At 58.1% G+C, this 20,568-nt stretch carries 19 protein-coding genes; 14 read left to right on the forward strand and 5 right to left on the reverse strand.

Annotation, left to right across the window (positions count from 1 at the left end; genetic code table 11):
* Positions 1 to 192 precede the first annotated feature (192 nt).
* The gene (locus ACOZ42_RS09990) at positions 193 to 2,220 is read left to right on the forward strand and encodes a DUF4139 domain-containing protein (RefSeq protein WP_426345087.1); all 2,028 of its coding nucleotides are present in this window, start codon (positions 193 to 195) and stop codon (positions 2,218 to 2,220) included.
* Positions 2,221 to 2,222: 2 nt separating this feature from the next.
* Here the strand turns inward: ACOZ42_RS09990 and ACOZ42_RS09995 are convergent, their stop codons facing one another.
* On the reverse strand, positions 2,223 to 3,101 hold the full coding sequence (locus ACOZ42_RS09995; protein WP_003799407.1) for a LysR substrate-binding domain-containing protein: 879 nt from the start codon (positions 3,099 to 3,101) through the stop codon (positions 2,223 to 2,225).
* A gap of 140 nt (positions 3,102 to 3,241) precedes the next feature.
* Here ACOZ42_RS09995 and ACOZ42_RS10000 point away from each other — a divergent pair, with 140 nt between their 5' ends.
* The 6 genes from ACOZ42_RS10000 (at position 3,242) to ACOZ42_RS10025 (ending at position 10,044) form a co-directional block, all read left to right on the forward strand.
* Positions 3,242 to 4,318, forward strand: a complete 1,077-nt coding sequence (locus ACOZ42_RS10000) for a putative 2-aminoethylphosphonate ABC transporter ATP-binding protein (RefSeq protein ID WP_003799405.1) — start codon at positions 3,242 to 3,244, stop codon at positions 4,316 to 4,318.
* Positions 4,305 to 6,116, forward strand: a complete 1,812-nt coding sequence (locus ACOZ42_RS10005; RefSeq protein WP_336579345.1) for a putative 2-aminoethylphosphonate ABC transporter permease subunit — start codon at positions 4,305 to 4,307, stop codon at positions 6,114 to 6,116. The genes ACOZ42_RS10000 and ACOZ42_RS10005 overlap by 14 nt, the downstream gene beginning before the upstream one ends.
* 7 nt (positions 6,117 to 6,123) lie before the next feature.
* Positions 6,124 to 6,990 carry a phosphonoacetaldehyde hydrolase gene (gene phnX / locus ACOZ42_RS10010; protein WP_426345088.1) on the forward strand — a complete coding sequence of 289 codons (867 nt, stop codon included), beginning with the start codon at positions 6,124 to 6,126 and terminating at the stop codon, positions 6,988 to 6,990.
* Between the two features lie 36 nt (positions 6,991 to 7,026).
* Positions 7,027 to 8,046 (forward strand): putative 2-aminoethylphosphonate ABC transporter substrate-binding protein, encoded by a 1,020-nt coding sequence (locus tag ACOZ42_RS10015; protein ID WP_240208609.1) that lies wholly within the window; start codon positions 7,027 to 7,029, stop codon positions 8,044 to 8,046.
* Positions 8,046 to 9,176 (forward strand): TIGR03364 family FAD-dependent oxidoreductase, encoded by a 1,131-nt coding sequence (locus tag ACOZ42_RS10020; protein ID WP_003799398.1) that lies wholly within the window; start codon positions 8,046 to 8,048, stop codon positions 9,174 to 9,176. Before ACOZ42_RS10015 ends, ACOZ42_RS10020 begins: the two co-directional genes overlap by 1 nt.
* Positions 9,177 to 9,501: 325 nt before the next feature.
* Complete coding sequence (locus ACOZ42_RS10025) at positions 9,502 to 10,044, forward strand: GNAT family N-acetyltransferase (protein ID WP_003799396.1); 543 nt, start codon at positions 9,502 to 9,504, stop codon at positions 10,042 to 10,044.
* Between the two features lie 63 nt (positions 10,045 to 10,107).
* Here the strand turns inward: ACOZ42_RS10025 and ACOZ42_RS10030 are convergent, their stop codons facing one another.
* Positions 10,108 to 10,350, reverse strand: a complete 243-nt coding sequence (locus ACOZ42_RS10030) for a hypothetical protein (RefSeq protein WP_235587731.1) — start codon at positions 10,348 to 10,350, stop codon at positions 10,108 to 10,110.
* Positions 10,351 to 10,496: 146 nt separating this feature from the next.
* Between ACOZ42_RS10030 and ACOZ42_RS10035 the strand changes: the two genes are divergently transcribed.
* The 3 genes from ACOZ42_RS10035 (at position 10,497) to ACOZ42_RS10045 (ending at position 12,197) form a co-directional block, all read left to right on the forward strand.
* The gene (locus ACOZ42_RS10035; protein WP_426345089.1) at positions 10,497 to 11,159 is read left to right on the forward strand and encodes a dienelactone hydrolase family protein; all 663 of its coding nucleotides are present in this window, start codon (positions 10,497 to 10,499) and stop codon (positions 11,157 to 11,159) included.
* A 6-nt stretch (positions 11,160 to 11,165) separates the two neighbouring features.
* Positions 11,166 to 11,390, forward strand: coding sequence for a DUF3820 family protein (locus tag ACOZ42_RS10040; RefSeq protein WP_003799391.1), 225 nt, complete (start codon positions 11,166 to 11,168; stop codon positions 11,388 to 11,390).
* Between the two features lie 99 nt (positions 11,391 to 11,489).
* A complete protein-coding gene (locus ACOZ42_RS10045) occupies positions 11,490 to 12,197 on the forward strand; it encodes a glutathione binding-like protein (protein WP_426345090.1) in 708 nt (235 codons plus the stop codon).
* Between the two features lie 355 nt (positions 12,198 to 12,552).
* Here ACOZ42_RS10045 and ACOZ42_RS10050 read toward each other — a convergent pair whose 3' ends face one another.
* Positions 12,553 to 13,419, reverse strand: coding sequence for a pirin family protein (locus ACOZ42_RS10050; protein WP_426345091.1), 867 nt, complete (start codon positions 13,417 to 13,419; stop codon positions 12,553 to 12,555).
* Between the two features lie 79 nt (positions 13,420 to 13,498).
* Between ACOZ42_RS10050 and ACOZ42_RS10055 the strand changes: the two genes are divergently transcribed.
* Positions 13,499 to 14,146, forward strand: coding sequence for an alpha-ketoglutarate-dependent dioxygenase AlkB (locus tag ACOZ42_RS10055; protein WP_003799381.1), 648 nt, complete (start codon positions 13,499 to 13,501; stop codon positions 14,144 to 14,146).
* Between the two features lie 11 nt (positions 14,147 to 14,157).
* Here the strand turns inward: ACOZ42_RS10055 and ACOZ42_RS10060 are convergent, their stop codons facing one another.
* Positions 14,158 to 14,946 (reverse strand): deaminated glutathione amidase, encoded by a 789-nt coding sequence (locus ACOZ42_RS10060; protein WP_426345092.1) that lies wholly within the window; start codon positions 14,944 to 14,946, stop codon positions 14,158 to 14,160.
* Positions 14,947 to 15,955: 1,009 nt separating this feature from the next.
* Between ACOZ42_RS10060 and ACOZ42_RS10065 the strand changes: the two genes are divergently transcribed.
* Positions 15,956 to 17,128, forward strand: a complete 1,173-nt coding sequence (locus ACOZ42_RS10065; protein ID WP_426345093.1) for an MFS transporter — start codon at positions 15,956 to 15,958, stop codon at positions 17,126 to 17,128.
* An 89-nt stretch (positions 17,129 to 17,217) separates the two neighbouring features.
* Here ACOZ42_RS10065 and ACOZ42_RS10070 read toward each other — a convergent pair whose 3' ends face one another.
* Entirely contained in the window at positions 17,218 to 18,414 is a 1,197-nt protein-coding gene (locus tag ACOZ42_RS10070) for an MFS transporter (protein ID WP_426345094.1), read from the reverse strand.
* Positions 18,415 to 18,510: 96 nt separating this feature from the next.
* On the opposite strand from ACOZ42_RS10070, the gene ACOZ42_RS10075 reads away from it, so the two are divergent.
* Together ACOZ42_RS10075 and ACOZ42_RS10080 are read left to right on the forward strand one after the other, a co-directional pair.
* Positions 18,511 to 19,275, forward strand: a complete 765-nt coding sequence (locus ACOZ42_RS10075) for an AraC family transcriptional regulator (protein ID WP_426345095.1) — start codon at positions 18,511 to 18,513, stop codon at positions 19,273 to 19,275.
* Positions 19,276 to 19,300: 25 nt separating this feature from the next.
* Complete coding sequence (locus ACOZ42_RS10080) at positions 19,301 to 20,503, forward strand: benzoate/H(+) symporter BenE family transporter (protein ID WP_426345096.1); 1,203 nt, start codon at positions 19,301 to 19,303, stop codon at positions 20,501 to 20,503.
* Positions 20,504 to 20,568: the final 65 nt, after the last annotated feature.

A 20,568-nucleotide genomic window follows, 5' to 3' on the forward strand; every position in this document is an offset into this window, starting at 1 on the left:
GTCCCACAGTCTCGCTGACCAAATCCTAGCAGAGGCGTGTGCGCTTTTGATGACGTAAGCATTTTTTGCTCCAGGCTGCGGGAAATCGAAGCATGGCATTTTTTGTTACCCGAATGACAGACAGAGCCCAGCAAGGCTAGGCATAATGCGCTTCAACCCTTTGTTTCGCTTATGGATGAATAAGGAAGCGCCATGAACCAATTTATGCCCCACGCGGCGCGTGCTCCACGCCTGCGCTCGTTGACCGGTGCTTTGATGCTGGTCTGGATGGGCTCAACAGCCAGTGCAGCCTGGGCCCAGCAGATCGAAGCGATCACCTTATCCAGCGCCGGTATGGCCGAGATCGAACGACAGATCCCGATTACCGACACAGGAACCGCCCAACTGCGCGTGCCTCTGAACCAGGTCGATGATATTTTAAAAACCCTGATGGCCGTAGACGGCAAAAGCCGCATTGAATCGCTGACCCTGTCCGGTCTGGCCCCGTTGAAAGAGAGCTTTGACAGTTTGCCCTTCTCGGCCAAGGATCTGGGCTCGCCCGCCGCCTTGGCGCAGGCCCTGCGAGGGCAACAACTGAGCGCCAGCTCGCAAGGTCGCCAGGTGCGCGGTGCCGTTCTGGGTGTACAGACCATTGCGGCCACTAACGAGCGCTCCTCCCAGGCCATCCTGAGCGTGCTCACGGAGCAAGGCCAGATTCAGACATTGGAGCTGGGTCCCGACACCAGCCTGGAAGTGCTGGATAAAACCGTGCAGCAACAATTGCAGCAAGCCGCGCAGGTCTTGGCCGGACAAAACAATCAGCAATCGCGTGACATTCAATTGGTCCTGAACAAGACCGACACCAAGACCGCGCGTCTGTCCTATCTGATTCCTGCCCCAGTCTGGAAAAGCTCCTACCGACTGATGATGCAAGAGGGCAAAGCCCGACTGCAGGCCTGGGCCATTTTCGAAAACACCACTGGCGAGGACTGGAAAAACGTCAAGGTCACCTTAAGCTCGGGTTCACCAGTGATGCTGCGTCAACGCCTGCTGGAGCGCTACTGGAACGAGCGCCCCGAACTGCCCGTTGCCGTGGGCAGCGCCATCGCCCCGAAAGCGGACACCCAGGCAAGCGTGCGCGCGAATCAAGCTCATCCGGCCATGGCTAATGCCATGCGTGCCCGCATGGCCCCCCCTGCCCCTGCCCCCATCGCTGAAGCAGCCTACATGGCAGACAGCGTCCTTTCCAAACAATGGGCCGCGGGTGGTGCCAACAGCGACGCTCAAGCTCAGGAAGGTCAAACCCAGGTACGCTTTAGCTTGCCCGAGACAGTGAATGTTCCCACCGGCCAGACAGTCGCCGTCCCATTTATGGACACGTCCTTGCAGGCTGAGGCTCTGTCGGTATATCGCAGTGGTCAGGCGGGCGATCATCCCACGGCCGCCATTTGGGTCAACAATCAGCAGGCCAATAGCCTGCCACCGGGCATCATCACCGTCTTTGACCAGCAAGACGGTCATGTGGGGGATGCGGAGCTGGCCGGGCTGCCAACTGGAGAGCAACGCCTGATCTACTTTGCCCAGGACAGCAAAGTGCAGATCCGTGAAGAACAGACAGAGGAATATCGCCTGAGCAACACGCGCGTCAGCGATGGCGTGGCTCGATCGGAATGGACCCGCTTTCAAAACTTCCGTTTCGAGATCACGGGTCCCGCGAACGAAGATAGGACCGTCCTGATCCAGTTACCGCGTCAGGATGGCTGGTCCTTCAAATCCGATGCCCACGATAGCGACACAGCCCAGGAACACCGCCTGAAAGTGAAGGTACCCAAAGGTAAAACCATCACCGTCACGGCTCAGCTCAGCCTGCAGGACCAGACGGAACTGCGTCTGGAAGACATCGACGAAACCCTGCTGGTGCAATGGCGAGGCAACGGCCAGGACCAGGCCCTGCAGGCCAAGATGGACAAGCTGATTGAGTTGCGTCGGCAACTGAGCCAGGCCCAGCAGGCGCAGAACCTGGCGGTCGAGCGCCTGAATGAGACGATTGCAGAGCAGGAGCGCATCCGCGCCAATCTGGCCGCGGTCAGCGCACAGAGCACCTTGGGCGAACGCTTTAGCGCACAGCTGGCCCAGCAAGAGGACCAGATTGCCAGCCAGCGCCAGGCGGTTCAGGATCAGCGTGATGCCGTTCAGAAGGCCCGTCAGGCCTTCGAGAAAGGCTTGGCTGAACTGAACTGAACTTAGCCTCCCGGTGCGGGCAACTGGGCCTGCACCTGCTCCAGAAACGCGCGTATGGCATGACCCTGCGCGCGTTCTTTGAGGCAATACACAAACTCGCTCAAGTGCGCCGAGACATCGCTCAAGGGCAAGCTGATGATGTCCGGGTGCGCCGGCACTTCACGCAAAGGCAGCAAGCTGGCGCCCATGCCGCACACCACTCCCCACCCAATGGCCTCCCGGCTGCCTATTTCCAGAATGTGTGTGGGCTCCTGCCCCGCCTGTCCAAAGACCTGGTAGCAAAGCTCCCGGGTCATGGACCCAGACTCGCGCATCAACATAGGGTAGCGGCACAGATCCACAATCCGCAGGCGTTGGCGGCTTGCCAGCGGATGATCCTTGCGCAGCACGGCCACTAAAGGATCGGAGGCCAGCACCAGACGCACCAGACGTGAGTCATCCACCAGCGCCGACGAAGCGATCACATCCAGTTGGTAATCGTGCAAGGCACTCAGCACCCGATGAGAGTTGTCGATACTCAAACGCATTTTCACACCTGGGTAGGCCTGATGAAAATTCCGTAATACCGCCATGATGTAATACGGTCCGGTCGCCCCTACCCGCAATATGCCGCTTTTCAAATCACGCAAGTCTCGCAGACTGAAATCAATCTGCGCGGCCTGCTGCATTAATTGTTCAACTTGCGGCAGCAGGCGTTCCCCTTGCTGGCTTAAATAGACTCCTTTGCCCTGCCGATAAAACAGCTCCACCCCGTAGCGGCTCTCCAGTTGCCGCAGATGCGAGGTGACCGTGGGCTGGCTGATACCCAGCAACTGGGCCGCCTTGGTAATCGAGCCACAATGGGCCGTCGCGTGAAAGGACTTTAGTTCCAGAGCCAGCATGCTGCCGCTCTCCTTGGGAAAACTCAAAACCCAAATTATCCGATTCTCGTATTACAGAAATTCGTTGTACTGTCATCGGGCCGCCATATAGGACTCCCATACTGACGTTCATGACATTCATGACAAGTCGGAACCTCGGGATGAGCGCCAAGCCTGCTTTTTTAACCATACAAGGACTGCACAAGCAGTTCGGCTCCTTTACTGCCCTGGACCAGGTCAGCCTGGATATCCAGGCCGGTGAACTGGTCTGTTTGCTGGGCCCCTCGGGCTGCGGCAAAACCACCTTGCTGCGATGCATTGCAGGCCTGCAACAGGCAGACCGGGGCAGCATCGTTATGGCTGGACGTGACATCACTCAACTGCCCCCCCAACAACGCGACTACGGCATCCTGTTTCAGTCCTACGCCCTGTTTCCCAACCTGACCGTGGCTCAAAACATTGCTTATGGGCTGTCGCCCCGCAAAAACCTGGCCACACAAGTGCGTCAGCGGGTCTCGGAAATGCTGGATCTGGTGGGTTTGTCCGGTTCGGAAAACAAATACCCGGCCCAATTGTCCGGCGGCCAGCAACAGCGCGTGGCCTTGGCCCGCGCCCTGGCTCCTTCACCCTCGCTGCTTTTGCTGGACGAGCCCATGTCCGCCCTGGATGCGCAGGTGCGCGAACGCCTGCGCAGCGAGCTGCGTGCGTTGCAAAAACAGCTGTCCATTACCACCTTGATGGTGACGCACGACCAGGAAGAGGCCATGGTCATGGCCGACCGCATTGCCGTGATGGATAAAGGCCGCCTGGTTCAATTTGATCGTCCCCAGGCTCTGTATCGCGCCCCGGCAGACCCATTTGTCGCCGGTTTCGTGGGCGAGGCCAACTGGCTGCCGTTCACGCCTTTGCATGATTGCTCGGTGCTGGTCGAGCGGGTCCGTCTGGATCTGAGCCAGGAGGCACCAACCAGTGCCGGACGACTGTTCATACGTCCCGAGAACATCCGCGTTCTGGACAACAACAGCCCCACTTCGGTCACCAATACGTTTCTGGCAGACATTGTGGATGGCATCTTCCTGGGTCGCCACTACAAACTGACGCTGCGTCCGGAGGGCATGGACGGCTTGACTGTGCAGGCCATCGTCAATCCGGAGCAGGGAGACCGCCTGCTTGACCCACTGGCTGCACGACGCTGTCGTATCCAGCTTCCCAGCGAGGCCTTGCATGCCCACCACTAATACTGCCGTGCCGCCAGCTGGCACGGCCGCCCTGCCCTCGACCAGCCTGTACGGGCTACCCCTTGCCGACACACGCGTGAAGAATCCCCCGCTGACTCGTCGCGTCTTGCCTGCCTGGATAGGCGCGGCAGCACGACGCGCCCTCTTGATTGCCCTGTTTGCCCTGCTGGTGCTGTTTTTGGCCCTGCCCATGCTGTTTATCCTGCTGCGAGCCGTTCAGGACAGCGAGGGTCAGTTGGTCGGGCTGGGCCAGTTCTGGTCCATCATCAGCGCCCCAGGCTTCATGCACATGGTGGGTCGCTCGATTCTGGTTGGCCTCACCACCCTGACCATTGTCATTCCCGCTGCCTACGCCTTTGCCTTTGCCCTGCAGCGCTGTTGCATCCGGGGTGCCGGTCTGTTCCGGGCTTTGGGACTGCTGCCCTTGCTGGCGCCCTCGCTGATGCCGGGCCTGTCCTTGATCTATTTGTTCGGCAATCAGGGACTGCTGCGTCACTGGATAGGCGGCGAGACGATCTACGGCTTCTGGGGCATTGTGCTGGGGGAGGCTTTTTATACCTTCCCCCATGCCTTGATGATTTTAAGTACCGGTCTGGCTCTGGCCGATGCCCGCCTGTATGACGCGGCGCGCGCCATGGGCGCCAACGCCTGGCGTCGCTTTATGACCGTGACGCTGCCTGCCAGCCGCTATGCCGTCTTCTCCGCCGCCTGCCTGGTCTTTACGTTGACGGTCACCGACTTTGGGGTACCTAAGGTCGTGGGGGGCTCCTACAACGTACTGGCTATGGAAGCCTATAAGGCCGTGGTCGGCCAATTACAGTTCTCCAAAGGCGCTGCCATTGGGGTGCTGCTGTTGATCCCGGCCGTCCTGACCTTCTTTCTGGACCGCCACCTGCGTGCCCGTGCTCGCGGTCAGGCACAAGGGTCTTTAAGCGCCTATTCGCCCCAGCCACACCGCCGCCGCGACCGCTATTTCATGGGGGTCATGGTGCTGATTTCCCTGGCGATCCTGACCATCGTGGGCATGGCCGTCTGGGCCTCCCTGATCAAGTTCTGGCCTTACAACCTGAGCCTGTCCCTGAAGTCCTACGACTTCAACAATATGGATGGCGGCGGCTGGCTGGCCTGGCGCAACAGCCTGACCATGGCCTTGTTCACCGCCGTGATCGGCTCGGCCCTGATTTTCCTGGGTGCCTGGGTGCTGGAAAAACTCCCCGCCCGCGGCCGGACCGACAAAGGTCTGTACAGCCTGTTGCAGATGCTGGCGCTGGCCCCCATGGCCATTCCCGGACTGGTCCTGGGTTTGGGTTACATCTTCTTTTTCAACCATCCCAACAACCCCCTGGCCGGCTTGTATGGCTCCATGACCTTGTTGGTCCTGTGCAGCGTCATTCACCTGTACACCAGCGCCCACCTGAACTTCGTGACCGCCCTGAAGGCGATTCCCGCGGAGCTGGAGGCGGCCGCGGCCTCCTTGAAAGCGCCACGCCTGTCCACCTTGATGGGGGTGACCTTGCCCCTGTGTCTTCCTGCCTTGCTGTCCGTGGCGCGCTATTTGTTTGTCTCGGCCATGACCACCGTGTCTGCCGTCGTATTTCTTTACAGCCCGCAAACCGTGCTGGCCTCGGTCGCCGTCATGAATATGGATGACGCCGGCTTTATTGGCCCGGCAGCGGCCATGTGTACGGTCATCATGCTGAGCTCCGGTTTTGTCTGCCTGCTGGTTCATGTACTGAGCCGTGCCGCCTTGCGCCGCAGCCAGGCCTGGCGCTCTCCCTCTCTTTCTCCAACCCGATAGGACCGCAATGCCCTCCCCTACTTGCGCAAATACGCCACTTGATACATCCACCTCCCAGGCCATGCACCTTGAAGCCCTGATTTTCGACTGGGCCGGCACGCTGGTGGACTTTGGCTCCTTTGCTCCCACTCAAATTCTGGTTGAAGCCTTCAAATGCTTTGATCTGACCCTGAACCTGGACCAGGCTCGCAGCGCCATGGGCATTGGCAAATGGGACCACATCAAAGCCATGCTGGAACTGCCCGAAGTGCATGCCCAGTTCGTGGCCCTGCACGATCGCCAGCCTGATGATAACGATGTGGACCGCATCTACAACACGTTCCTGCCCATGCAAAACGAACGCGTGGGCGAGTTCTCCGCGGCCATCCCGGGTGCGCGTGAAACCTTGACTTGGGCGCGTCGCCAAGGCCTGAAGATTGGCTCGTGCTCCGGCTACCCGCGTCTGGTTCTGGACAATCTGTTGCAACACGCCCATCGCCAGCAAGTGCTGGTGGACTACCACGTGGCCTTCGATGAAGTGCCACAGGCGCGCCCCTGGCCCGCCATGGCCTTGGAAAACGTCATCCGTCTGGAAATCCGCAATGTCAGCGCCTGCGTCAAAATTGACGATACGGCGGTCGGAATTGAGGAAGGCCGCAATGCCGGCATGTGGACGGTGGGTTTGCTGCTCTCGGGCAACGCCGCCGGTCTGACCGAGCTGGAATTTCTGGCCTTGGATGAAACGAGCCGCCAGACCCTGCGTGATCGCGCTGCTGCCACGTTTGCCCACGCCCAGCCTCATTATCTGATTGATACCGTTGCCCAACTGCCTGCCGTGATTGAACAGATCAATGAGCGCATGGCCCAGGGCGAACACCCCAGCGACTCTCTCTAACCCCTCCCCCTTTTGCTGTCACAAGGACATTCCTTCATGAAAACCATTGTTCTGAGCTCCTTGGCCGCCGCTTTGATGGGCACCGCCTCTTTGGCACACGCTGCCACCACCCTGACGGTGTATACCGCGCTGGAAGCCGATCAGCTCAAAGCCTACCAGGCCGCTTTTGAAAAAGAGAACCCCGATATCAAGATCCAGTGGGTCCGCGACTCCACCGGCATCATCACCGCCAAGTTGCTCGCTGAAAAGAACAACCCGAAAGCTGACGCGGTCTGGGGTCTGGCCGGCTCCTCCCTGGGCCTGATGGCCAGCCAGGACATGCTGCAGCCTTACGCCCCCAAGGGTTTGGAAAAAATTGACGCCAAAATGCGCGACCAGAACAATCCGCCCAGCTGGGTCGGCATGGACGGGTTTGCCGCTGCCTTGTGTGTGAACACCGTCGAGCTGGAAAAAAACAAGCTGCCCATGCCGACCTCCTGGGAAGATCTGACCAAGCCGGTCTATGCCGGCAAGATCGTGATGCCCAACCCCGCCTCCTCGGGCACCGGCTTCCTGGACGTCAGCGCCTGGTTGCAGCTGTTTGGTGAAGATAAAGGCTGGGCCTTCATGGACGGCCTGCACAAGAACATTGGCGCCTACACCCACTCGGGTTCCAAGCCTTGCAATATGGCTGCTTCCGGCGAGTATGCGATTGGCGTGTCCTTTGACTACCGCGGCGCCCGCCTGAAAGAAGAAGGCGCTCCCCTGGAGCTGGTGTTCCCCAAAGAAGGTCTGGGCTGGGAAATTGAGGCCGCGGCTATCATGAAAGGCACCAAGAACCTGGAAGCCGCGCAGAAACTGGCTGACTTTTCTGCCAGCGAAGCCGCCAACCATCTGTACAAGAGCAACTTCGCGGTTCTGGCCATTCCTTCCATCGCGACCGCCAACCCCCATCTGCCTGCAGACCTGAACCAGCGTCTGATCGACAACAACTTCGTATGGGCTGCTGAAAACCGCGAGCGCATCATCGACGAATGGACCAAGCGTTACGACGGTAAATCGGAAGCCAAGAAGTAATGAGCACACAACACTACGACGTGATCGTGGTGGGGGGCGGCATCCTGGGCATGGCACATGCCTGGGCGGCTGCCCGCCGCAAGCTACGGGTGGCTGTGCTTGAGCGCAGTCATCAGGCCCAAGGCGCCACCATACGTAATTTCGGTCAGGTCCTGGTCACCGGCCAGGCTCCGGGCATCATGATGGAACTGGCTCGCCAAAGCCGCGGACTGTGGCTAGAACTGGCCGCGCAAGCGGGCTTTCATGTGCGCAGCAATGGTTCGCTGGTACTGGCGCGCAATCATCTGGAACTGGAACTGCTGGAAGACTTCGCTCAAGGCCGTGCAAAGGATGAAGGTGTGGCATGCCAGATGTTGAGCGGCAAGGAACTGGCCGCCTTGTTTGAAGGCCGCTTGGGGCATCACCACGGTGCGCTGCAAGGTCTGGACGATTTGCAGATTTACTCGCGCGACGCCCTGCCCGCCATTACCAGCAGCCTGCAGGCCATGGGCGTCGATGTGTATACCCAAGCACATGTGCATTATGCCCAAGCGGGTCAGGTACACAGCAGCGTGGGCGACTTCACGGCCAACAGCATTTTTGTGTGCCCAGGCCATGACTACAGCAGCCTGCATCGCGAACTGCTGGAGACCGTCAAACCCTCGGTGACCCGTCTGCAAATGCTGAAAGTGCGTGCACAAGACGCGGGCTGGGCCTTGGACCGACCCTTGCTGACAGGTTTGTCCTGCCTGCACTATGGTGCCTTCAGCGACCTGCCTCTGGCAGCCACACTGCGCGAGCAGGTACAGCAACGCCACGGCGTGCTCTTGGAGCAAGGCATTCATTTGCTGATGAGCCCAACCCCTCAGGGCGACCTGATCATTGGGGATTCGCACGACTACGGCCAGCAAGCCAGTCCCTTCAACCAGGAAGAAACAGACCAGTACCTGCTGGCTCTGGCTGAAACGGTGCTGGGATGCCCGGTTCAGGTGCTTCAACGCTGGCAGGGGGTGTACGGTGCAAAAGGACCGGCTCCGTTTTCCGTCTTGCAGGCCGATGGCAGCACACTAGTGACGGTCATGCACACCGGCTTGGGCATGACCACAGGTCTGGCAATCGGCGAACGCAATATCGCCGCTCGCTACGATTGATGGCTGGGCGTGGAGGGTTCGACCAGCGGATCAGCCTTTACCCACGCCACAAGAGTGCCAAAACGCGCAGCCCACGCTGCGCGTTTTTCTTTTCTTCAGGCATGCATCTGGAGGTCAACATCAACGACCTCAAAATAAAGCACACTGCGATACGTTCTTAGCAGGAATTTCCCACTGGCAACCCAACATAGTGGAATAAAATACGCCACACGATAGGCCAGAGCTACCGCTCATGAGCTTTAGCACTCCACACAGCCAGGCTGGCGCCCCACCCCCGTCACCATCGGTGATGACGGCTTGGCTTGCTCAGAACAGGAAGAGATCCATGAAAGACAGTGACAGCGGGCTGCGTTTTATAGACTGCGATGAAGAGCAGCATGCAGCCGCTATTTTGGCGATCCTGAACGACGCTATCGTGAACTCCACCGCGCTTTACGACTATGTGCCGCGCCCACCCGACGCCATGGTGAGCTGGTTTGCCACCAAACGCGCCAACGGCTTTCCCGTGGTGGGCGTCATGGACGATGCGGGCACGCTGATGGGCTTTGCTACCTGGGGCAGCTTCCGCGCCTTTCCCGCCTACAAATACACCATGGAACACAGCGTGTATGTACACCCGGCGCATCGCGGCAAAGGCCTGGGCAAAATTCTGATGCAAGAGCTGATCCGCCGTGCCCGTCTGGCCAATGTGCATACGCTGGTGGGCTGTATTGATGCCAGCAATGCGGGCAGTATCCACTTGCATAAGCGTCTGGGCTTTACCCATTCGGGCACGTTCAAGGAAGTGGGCTTCAAATTTGGGCGCTGGCTCGATGCCGCCTTTTACCTGCTGACGCTGGATACGCCGACCGAGCCGGTGGATGGCTGACGCGCAAAAAAACCATCGCGGCCTACTGCCTGCGATGGTTTCTTTCAGGCCATTGCCCCGGACTCAGGCGCTGGCTTTCTGCTTTTCGTAACACACGGCAAAGGCAATCAAACCCAGCACAATACTGAAAATGCCAACGCCCACTGCCACGGCAGCCAGCAGCCCCAGGCCTACTGCCACAAACACGCCAGGAAAGGCGTAGCTTCGCAACCAGGAAGGTTGCTTGGGAACAAGAAACAGCCCTAGAAACAAGAACCAGGGCATCACAATCGTCCAGAACAGACTGTCCATTAGCACGTCACGCATCATTATTCCATTGAAGTAGAAGGGGCTTGGGCAAGTGGTCAAGCTACTCGCCATTCCGGGTGGATTGTAAACGTCCCTAGGCTGGCGTCCCTGCATGGGCGACTGTTATAAGAGAGAATTATTGTTTTATAGCTAAAGGACCCGCCATGAGCATGCTTAGCTTGACTAGCGCAGACCAGCACCGTTTCGAGGCCTATGCCGCCGGCGATGAACAGGCCGAACGCGGCTTGATCGTGCTGCAGGAGATTTTTGGTGTAAATCAACATATCCGTGACACCTGCGAGCGCTTTGCCGAGCAAGGCTACCGCGTACTGTCACCCGCCCTGTTCGACCGACAAGAGAAAAATGTACAACTGGGCTACACCGCCGAGGACGTGCAAGCGGGTCTGGCGCTGCGCAATCGCATTGCGCTCGACAAAACCCTGCTGGATATTCAGGCCTGCGTCGATGCCTTGGGCTCCTGCAAGGTGGGTATTGTGGGCTATTGCTGGGGAGGGTCCTTGAGCTGGCTGGCCGCCTGCCGCTTGCAGGGTCTGCAAGCCGCCAGTTGCTGGTATGGTTCACAGATTGCCCAGAACGCCCTGGAACAGCCCAAGATCCCGGTGCAAATGCACTTTGGCGCTCTGGATCATTCCATCCCTGCCAGCGCCATTCAGACCATTAAAGACGCGCAAAAGGACGTGGCCATTTACGTGTACGAGCCTGCCGGACATGGTTTTGGCTGCGATCATCGCCCCGATTTTCACCCAGCGTCCTACCAACTGGCTCAAGAGCGTACACTCGCTTTCTTTGCCGACCATCTCCGTTAAGCCCCCATGCTTGAATCCAGCGACGACCTGCTTGCTCTGTTGAACACCACCATGCCTTACGGGAAATACAAAGGTCGCTTGCTGGCCGACCTGCCGGGGCATTACCTGAACTGGTTTGCCCGGGAAGGCTTTCCTTCCGGGCGGCTGGGGCAGCTACTGGCCCTGATGCACGAGCTGGACCACAACGGCCTGAAATCCTTGCTGGACCCCTTGCGCCCGCGCAGCCGCTAAGCGGCACAAATCCCTTACTGGGTGGCGGGCTGCGACGGTATGTCGCCGTACCGCTTGCTACTATCAAGGCTTCCTCTACACCCCATTGTGAAGGACCTCATGACTATCGATCTCTCCGCCTTCCCCATCACCCGCAAATGGCCGGCACAGCACCCCGAGCGCCTGCAACTGTATTCCTTGCCCACCCCCAATGGCGTCAAGGTTTCCATCATGCTGGAAGAAATTGGCCTGCCTTACGAGCCACATCTGGTCAGCTTTGAGCGCAACGATCAGCTCAGCCCGGAATTCATTTCACTTAGCAGCAATAACAAGATTCCGGCGATTCTGGACCCCAATGGCCCTGGCAATAAACCGCTGGCCTTGTTCGAGTCCGGTGCCATCCTGATCTATCTGGCAGAAAAAACCGGCCAGTTGCTCTCTGCGGACCCGGTCCAACGCTATGAAACCCTGCAATGGTTGATGTTCCAGATGGGCGGCGTCGGCCCCATGTTTGGTCAGCTCGGCTTCTTTCACAAATTTGCCGGCAAGGACTATGAAGACAAGCGCCCCCGTGACCGCTATGTCAACGAGTCCAAGCGGCTGCTGGGCGTGATCGACACGCATCTGGACGGTAAGGACTGGATGGTGGGCAACCGCTACTCCATCGCCGATATTGCCCTGTTCCCCTGGATTGCCAACCTGATCGGTTTTTACGGCGCAGGCGAGTTGGTGGAGTACGAGCAATTCAAGAACGTGGCCCGTGTCCTGCAGCAATTCCAGGCCCGCCCGGCAGTGCAACGGGGCCTGAACATTCCTGCCCGTGATTGATGGATCAGCAGGCATGATCGCTGGCTATCAGTGGCACCGCACACCACCTTGCAATAGCCCTGCTATCGAACTGGTCTTTTTTGTTTCATTTGTTGGCAATCCGTACAATTGCCTTCCTAAACATTCTGCGCAAGCGGTACTATTCCGTTTGCCAGGCTTGTTCGTCAATCAAAAAACCAGTCTGCTCATGGAGCAGATACAGGCAAATCCACCAGCCTGATGAGCAAGCCTTCAAAGCCCTGGATTCTTTCCAGGGCTTTTTTTTGTGTGTACGATTTGGCGCCCCCACAGCGACTGTTTTAGCTGCACGCCATTTTCCAGGTGCAAGGCCTGCACCGTCACAGTCAACCTGAGCCTACACCGCAGGCAAAGGGATGAACTGCTCATCGTCCAGTGGCGGCAGGCAGATGCGGCCATTGAGCCAGTCGTCCTTGGCCTGCTCGATGCGGTCTTTGCGCGAGGACACGAAGTTCCACCAGATATGGCGTGGTCCCAAAGGCTCGCCGCCCAGCAGCATCAAGTGGCTGCTCTGCTCGGCAAGGATACGGGGGCTGTCACCTTTGGCAAAGACCAGCATCTGGCCAGCTGGATAACGCTGACTACCTATTTCCAACCCACCCGCACAGATATAAATGGCGCGCTCGTCGTGGCCGGTTGGCAAAGGGACAGACTGCCCGGCCTGCACGCGCAACTCCATGTAGAACAAAGGCGAGGCCACACTGGCGGGACTGCACAAACCCAACGCCGAGCCGGCAATCAGGCGACCTTCCAGGCCCGTATCCTTAATCAGAGGTAGCTGCTCGGCCTCATAATGCACAAAGTCCGGATTCTGTTCTTCCTTGTGTTCCGGCAAGGCCACCCAGGCCTGGATACCATCCATGCGACCCCCTTGCGCGCGCATGGGTTCAAAGCGCTCGGAATGGCTGATGCCTGAACCCGCGGTCATCCAATTGAGCGCACCCGGTGTAATGTCCTGCTCCACGCCCAGACTGTCGCGGTGCGTCATGGCCCCTTCAAACAAATAGGTCACGGTAGACAGGCCGATATGCGGGTGTGGGAGCACATCATTCTCCGTCCCTACCGGTGCCGTCAACGCCTGCGGCCCCATGCGATCAAAGAAGATAAAGGGCCCCACCATACGCCGTTGGCGAAAGGGCAAAACGCGCCCCACCTCAAATGCACCAATACTGTGCTGGCGTTGTGGAATCAGCAGCTCGACCATAGACACCTCTATTGGGAAGTCGCAAAAATGCAATCCCGATTACTATACTCTGGTCCCTGATTGGTTCGCTTACTCCCGCATGCCCACGCTCTCACTCTTTGATCCCGATCCCGGCAACGTCCTGACTCTGGATACCGGCCTGATCGCCCTGCCGGGTCTGGCCCTGCCCTATGCCGCCGCTTTGGCGCGGGCGGTTCAAGAACTGCTGCACAGTGCCCCCTGGCGACATATGCAGGTTCCATCAGGACATCGCATGTCAGCCGCACAAAGTAGCTGTGGAAACTTGGGATGGATATCGGACGAGCACGGCTATCGCTACAGTCCCACCGACCCGCAAAGCGGTTTGGGCTGGCCCGCCATGCCTCCGGTCTTCAAGGACTTGCTGACGCACATTGCCCAGGAGTCAGGCCAGGGCCCTTTGCAGCCAGATACCTGCCTGATCAACTACTACGACGAGCACGCGCATATGTCCTTGCATCAGGACAGAAACGAGCGCGACTTGCAGCACCCGATTGTCTCGGTGTCCTTGGGGCGTGAGGCCTTGTTCTTATGGGGTGGCGCAACACGCAGCGCCCCGGTGCGTACCCTGCGGCTGCGTGACGGTGATGTGCTGATCTGGTGGGGGCCTTCCAGATTGAATTTTCATGGCATACGCAGGCTGGAAGGCCCGGCCCATCCCCTGTGGGGCTCAGGCCGGGTCAATCTGACTTTTCGCAAGGCGGGCTAAGGCCCCGCTCGTCAAGCCAGTTCAGGCGGTGCAAAGCGACGGTTTTCCAGAACAGGCAAAATACGGCGGGCGTAAGCCAGACGCTCCCGATCAAGATCCACCAGCAACAAGGTTGGCGTCTCCGCCGCCTGCGCCACGATCACACCCAATGGGTCTACCACCAGACTTTGACCAATATTGCGTTCACCACATTCACCGACAGCCACCATATAGGCTGTATTTTCCAAAGCACGAGCTGTCGTCAGCACTCGCCAGTGATGCTCTTTCAAGGGCCCTTTGAGCCACGCCGAAGGTGCCAGCAACACCTGCGCCCCCTCGATGCACAAGCGTCGGGCCAGCTCGGGAAAGCGCAGATCATAACAAGTCATCAAACCCACCTTGAAACCGGCCACCTCGATCAAAGCGGGGATCTCGGTACCCGGCTGCACATAGCGCGACTCTTGCACCGAAAACGCATCATACAAATGCAGCTTGTTGTAATGCGCCACGACCAGGCCATCACGCAAGACCACCAGCGTATTCCAGACCTTGCCCTCACTGGCAGGGGTATGAATACAAAACACCACCGTAAGGTCAGTATCACGGGTCGCGGCCCGCAGTCGGCTGACAAACTCACCGTCCAGTGTTTGGGCCGATTTCAGCACCAGCTCCGGGTCGGCCACATTTCTCGCCAGAACCCCTTCCGGCAACACCAGCAACTGCGCCTCAGAGCGCAATGCCTGTTCGATCAGCCCCAGACAGGTAGTCAGGTTCTCCTGGGAATCTTTGGATACGGCCATCTGGCCCAATGCAACTTTCATGATCACCTCCTTGGCTGTGCGGCCTGATCGATTCTAACGCAGCCGTCGCCTCTGAGCAGGCCGGACCGGGGCCCGAACGCCCATCACCCTATCCGCTACCCCGCTCCAGCCGCGCTTTTTACCGATGGCTGGCCCCAGGTCCACAAGGAGAGCGCCATGCTGCGCGAACCTCCACAGCAGACAAGCCTCCCCATGAGCGCCTTGACGTGCTCATAGGCCTCCCAGCGCAGGGGGGCCATGCCCACCTTTCAAACAAAAGCGAGCATGCGTGCCAGCGAATTAATTGCTCTCTCATGCAGCATGGTTAAAAAACACATCTCAATGAGATATAAAATTTATTCATGCCTTAAATAAGATAAAAGAAATAACAAAGAAAAAATTCGACCTTATACCGAAAAACAGGCTGACCAGCTTAAACAGAGAATCAACTCAGCCAGCGACACGCTTTAATTCGTTAAATCCTTTACTCCTTTTACCAGCTTTTAATATGACCGGACATATTGTTTTTTATTTTCTACTGAGCAACATAAAAAGAACGAAAAAAAAAGAGTCTGGCGTAAGCATCCGCAGACTCTGTCATTCATACTGGGGCAGCGCCCCTTTCTAGGGCCAAAACGTGAGAACGCTGTTGCAGGCCGCTTTGCGCTTGAATAATCAATGAACTAATGATTGAAATTGAAAATAAATAGCATAAAAAAAACCCCCGATTTCTTGCAAAATCAGGGGAAAGCTACCACAGGAAAATGATTGGATACAAAAAACCCAATACCGTGATTCTATATAAAAAAAATAAAAAAATCAGCATACGTTGTTTAAGGCAGACGCTATAGATCCTTAAATTAATTTGTGCTAGGACGTAGAGATAATTAAAAATTAGAAAAACGTATCTACTTCCGACCTTGGTAGACAGCTATTGAGCCGCGGAAAATCTTGAGTCCGTACCCGGGAGTACGCGACAATACCCGGTCAGGGACCTACCCTCCCTCCCTCTTGTTTTTCAGGCCTTATCTTGTCCTCCTCACATCCTTCCTTATCCGCACAACACGTTTTACGGGCCATCCTGGCTTTAGCCGTCGGTGGCTTTTCCATCGGGACTGGCGAATTCGTCATCATGGGGCTCTTGCCTGATGTGGCCCGGGATCTGGGCATCAACATCCCGACCGCCGGCCATTTAATCAGTGCTTATGCCCTGGGCGTGGTGATCGGCGCTCCGGTACTGGCCGTACTGGGCGCGCGCTGGCCCTGGCGCCGCCTGTTGATTGCCTTGATGGCCGCTTACGCAGTGGGCAACTTCCTGACGGCAATTGCCCCCTCTTATGGCACGGTATGGGTCACCCGCTTCCTGGCCGGCTTCCCCCATGGCACCTACTTTGGTGTCGCCGCCCTGGTCGCTGCCCGCCTGGTCGCCCCCCATCGCCGGGCCCAGGCTGTCGCCTACGTAATGTTGGGCCTGACGGTGGCCACCTTGCTGGGCGTACCCATCGCTACGGCGCTGGGTCAATGGCTGAGCTGGCAGGCAGCATTCATTTTCGTCAGCGTGATTGCCGTGCTGACCATGGCGCTGATCCTGCGTTTTGTCCCGTTTGTCCCTGCCAATACCCTGGCCAGTCCTTTACGGGAACTGGGTGCCTTAAAACGCAAGCAGGTCTGGTTGACACTGGGCATAGGGGCCGTTGGTTTTGGCGGTATGTTCTCGGTGTTCAGTTACGTCAAATCCACATTAATGGACTTGGCCGGCTTGTCTCTGAGTGCCATCCCCATGGTGCTGGCCCTGTTCGGTCTGGGCATGGTGCTGGGGAATCTGCTGGGTGCCCGCTATGCCGATCGCCATCTGGATCGTAGTATCCAACTGGTGTTGGTCTGGGCCAGCGGCGTCCTGCTTTTATTTATGATGACCGCCCATCACCCTGTTCTGGGCTCACTGAACATCCTGCTGATCGGCACGATGGTCGCCTTGGGGCCTGCCTTGCAAATTCGCCTGATGGATGTAGCCGGGGACGCCCAGACCTTGGCAGCGGCCCTGAACCACTCTGCTTTCAATCTCGCCAACGCACTGGGAGCCTGGTTGGGCGGTCTGACCATTGCAGCTGGCTGGGGCTGGACCTCCACCGCCTGGGTAGGCGCACTGCTGGCGCTAGGTGGTTTGGCCTTGCATACCCTTTCGCTGCGCATCAAGGACTGAGTAGATGGCCCCCTGGACCGCACGCATCTGCCAAGGGGCTGCTTTTTCATCTCTCCCTAACACTGAGCTGCGTGACGCCCCTGACAGCATCAGAACGTGCGGGGCACTGCTGGACGAGCAGCCAGCCAACCCGCATAGGCCATACCGAAGCTGACCAGAATGCACAAACCCAAAGCCCAACCCCAGCCGTTAAACATGTCATGCAAGCCCCCCATGGCAGGAGGTCCAAAGGCGGCCAGCAAATAGCCCATGCACTGCGCCATGCCCGACAAGGAGGCGGCCTGCGAGGTAGAGGTGGAACGCACCCCGATCAAGGACAAGGCAATCAAGAAGACACTACCGCTACCAAAGCCAAACAAGACTGCCCACAGCGATGACCAGGACGGCAGGACAAGAAATCCCACAAAGGTCAGCGTCTGAAGCACGGCACCTGCCAAAGCCACCACACGTTGATCATGCAAACGACTGAGTAGCGGCATCAAGAGCAAAGCCGGCACGGCGGAGGCCAGTTGCATCAAACCATGGATCTGGCCGGCATGATCGGGTTCAAAACCATAACTCACCAACATCACGGGCAACCAGCTGGCCACCATGTAGTAGGCCAAGGAATTCAAGCCCATATACAGCGTGATATACCAGGCTAGCGGCAAGCGCCATACCGGAGCGCCGGACGCCGACGGCGCGGGGGCATCTTGTGCGGCACGTCGGTCTGCACCCAGTTGCGTTGCCCACACTGCCACGCTGGCCAAGGCCATGATTCCCACCACAATCAGGGACGACCAACGCCAGCTTTGGCCCGTCCACTCGGCCATGGGCACCGCCAGAGCGGAATTGAACGCCGCTACCAAGCCCATGAACAAGACATACAAAGACGTGACAAGGCTGATGCGCATGGGGAAATGGCGTTTGACCAGCGACGGCAACAGCACATTGCCCAACGCAATGCCGACCGCCAGCAGACCAATACCCGCAAACAGCTCGCCTACCCCACCCAGAATGCGCAACACCACACCGGCGGCGATCAGCACCGAAGCGATAAACAAAGAACGAGACAGGCCCACCACCCGAGCCATGCCCGCTGCCAGCAATGAAATCACAGCAAAGATGAACAAAGGCATGGCAGTGAGCAGGCCGGCCTGCGTGGACGACAAAGACAAATCTGTCTGAATCAGGTCCAGCAAGGGCGCTATACCCGTAATCGGAGCCCGCAGATTGCCCGCAATCAGCAACACCCCCACTAATACCAGCATGGGGTGGGCAAACCAGGAAAAGCGAGAATGGGACATGAAAAACGACCAGTAGGTAAAAACCCTAGTCTATCGTTTTACCGCTTCGACGCAAACAGGATATTATGACAATTTATACCTCTAAACAGACAAACCATGAGTTTTAGCGCTGACCCGCAGGGAGGGCCTGTTTTCAGCATCAAGATGGCGATGGGCAGCACAACCGAAAATCCCCTGCATACCCATCCCAATGGCCAACTGATCATGACGCAATATGGCTCGGTGACCCTGCAGACCGACCAGGGCTACTGGATGGTGCCGCCCCTGTGCGCGGTCTGGGTGCCGGTGGGCATCCGGCACCGCGCTCATGTTGACGATCAGGCCCTGATCCATTTTCTGTATATTGAGCCCGGCCTGGATCAACTGCCCGAGCACTGCTGCACCCTGCAGTTAAGTCCCCTGGTGCGGGAACTGATTATTCACCTGAGCGAGCTCAAGGCTGACTACGAGCTGGGCAGCCAAACCCATAGACTGGCTCTGGTGCTGCTGGAGACCTTGAACCAGATGCCCACCCGCCAACTGCACGTTCCCGTGCCGGAAGACAGGGTGTTGCAAACAATTGCCCAGCACATGCTCAAGCAGCCTGATTCACGCCCCACCATGGCCGACTGGGCTCAAGAACTGGCTATGAGCGAGCGCACCCTGGCCCGACATATGCTAAAACACACAGGGATGAGCTTTGGGCGCTGGCGTCAACAATTCATGATCATGCTGGCCTTGCAAAAACTGGGTTCAGGCATGTCTGTCAAAAGCACTGCCAGGGAGTTGGGTTACACCTCGATCAGTGCCTTTATCAGTGTTTTCAAATCCATTGTGGGCGAGACCCCCAGCCGTTACGTAGGCCAGAGCCCATCCTCTTAAGCCCCCTTACCCTCAACACACATCCATGACCTCCACACCTCTGTCCCGCACCGGATATCTGCATCGCTTATTAAGTTGGTTTCAGATCTCTCACCTGTCGGCGGGACTGATCGCCGTGCTGGTGGGCTACACCAGTTCCGCGGCCATTGTTTTTCAGGCGGCACAGGCGGCCGGGGCCAGTACAGCCGAACTGGGCTCCTGGATGTGGTCCTTGGGTATTGGTTTGGGCCTGCTGTCGGCAGGCCTGTCTTTGCGCTACAAAATTCCCATTCTGACGGCCTGGTCCACGCCCGGCGCGGCCTTATTGGCCACCGGACTGGTGGGGCTGCCCATGTCCCAGGCCGTGGGAATTTTTCTGTTTTCCTCCTTGCTAACCGCCATTTGCGGCCTTAGCGGCAGCTTTCAAAAGTTGATGCACTACATGCCACGCAGCATTGCCGGCGCCATGCTGGGCGGAATCCTGCTGCGCTTTGGTCTGGATTTGTTTGGCGCCATGCAGACCCAATGGCTACTGTGTCTGGGCATGTTCATTGTATTTTTGACGGTGCGCCTGTGGTCAGCACGCTATGCGGTCCCTCTGGCTCTGGTGGCCGGTGTCACCATCGCCGCGCTGCAGGGCCTGTTGAAAATGGAGATTTTGAGCTGGACGCCCGCTACGCCCGTACTGGTCTGGCCGGAGTTTTCCTGGACGGCCCTGATCGGGGTGGGCATACCGTTTTTCATCGTAACCATGAGCTCGCAAAACATTCCGGGCGTGGCCGTCTTGAAGGCCCATAACTATGATGCCCCCAACTCCACCGTCATCAGCTGGACGGGGATTGTGGGGCTGATCTTCGGCCCCTTTGGCGGCTACGCCTACAATCTGGCCGCCATCAGTGCGGCCCTGTGCATGACGCCGGAAGTCGATGCCGACCCAGGCCAGCGCTACCGCGCCAGTGTCTGGGCCGGTATTTTTTATATTGCCGCCGGTATTTTCGGCGCCACCGTGGTCAGCCTGTTTGCCGCTTTCCCCACGGAACTGATCGCGGCCATTGCCGGGCTGGCTTTGCTGGGCACCATAGGCAATAGCATTCACATGGCGCTGGAAGCCCCGGATACCCGTGATGCGGCCCTGGTCACCTTTTTGTCCACCGCCTCGGGCATGAGCCTGCTCAATATCGGCAGCGCCTTTTGGGGTCTGATTTTCGGCATGGCTATCTATCTGATTCAGAAACGAAAAGTGTCCTGAGTGGGCTTTTCCCTCAGCCTCTGTTCAAGACGGCAAACAAGCCTCACATTTGCTTGCCTTGCCGT

Source organism: Alcaligenes sp. HNGD-HTN06 (assembly GCF_049932565.1).
GTDB lineage: Bacteria > Pseudomonadota > Gammaproteobacteria > Burkholderiales > Burkholderiaceae_B > Alcaligenes > Alcaligenes ammonioxydans.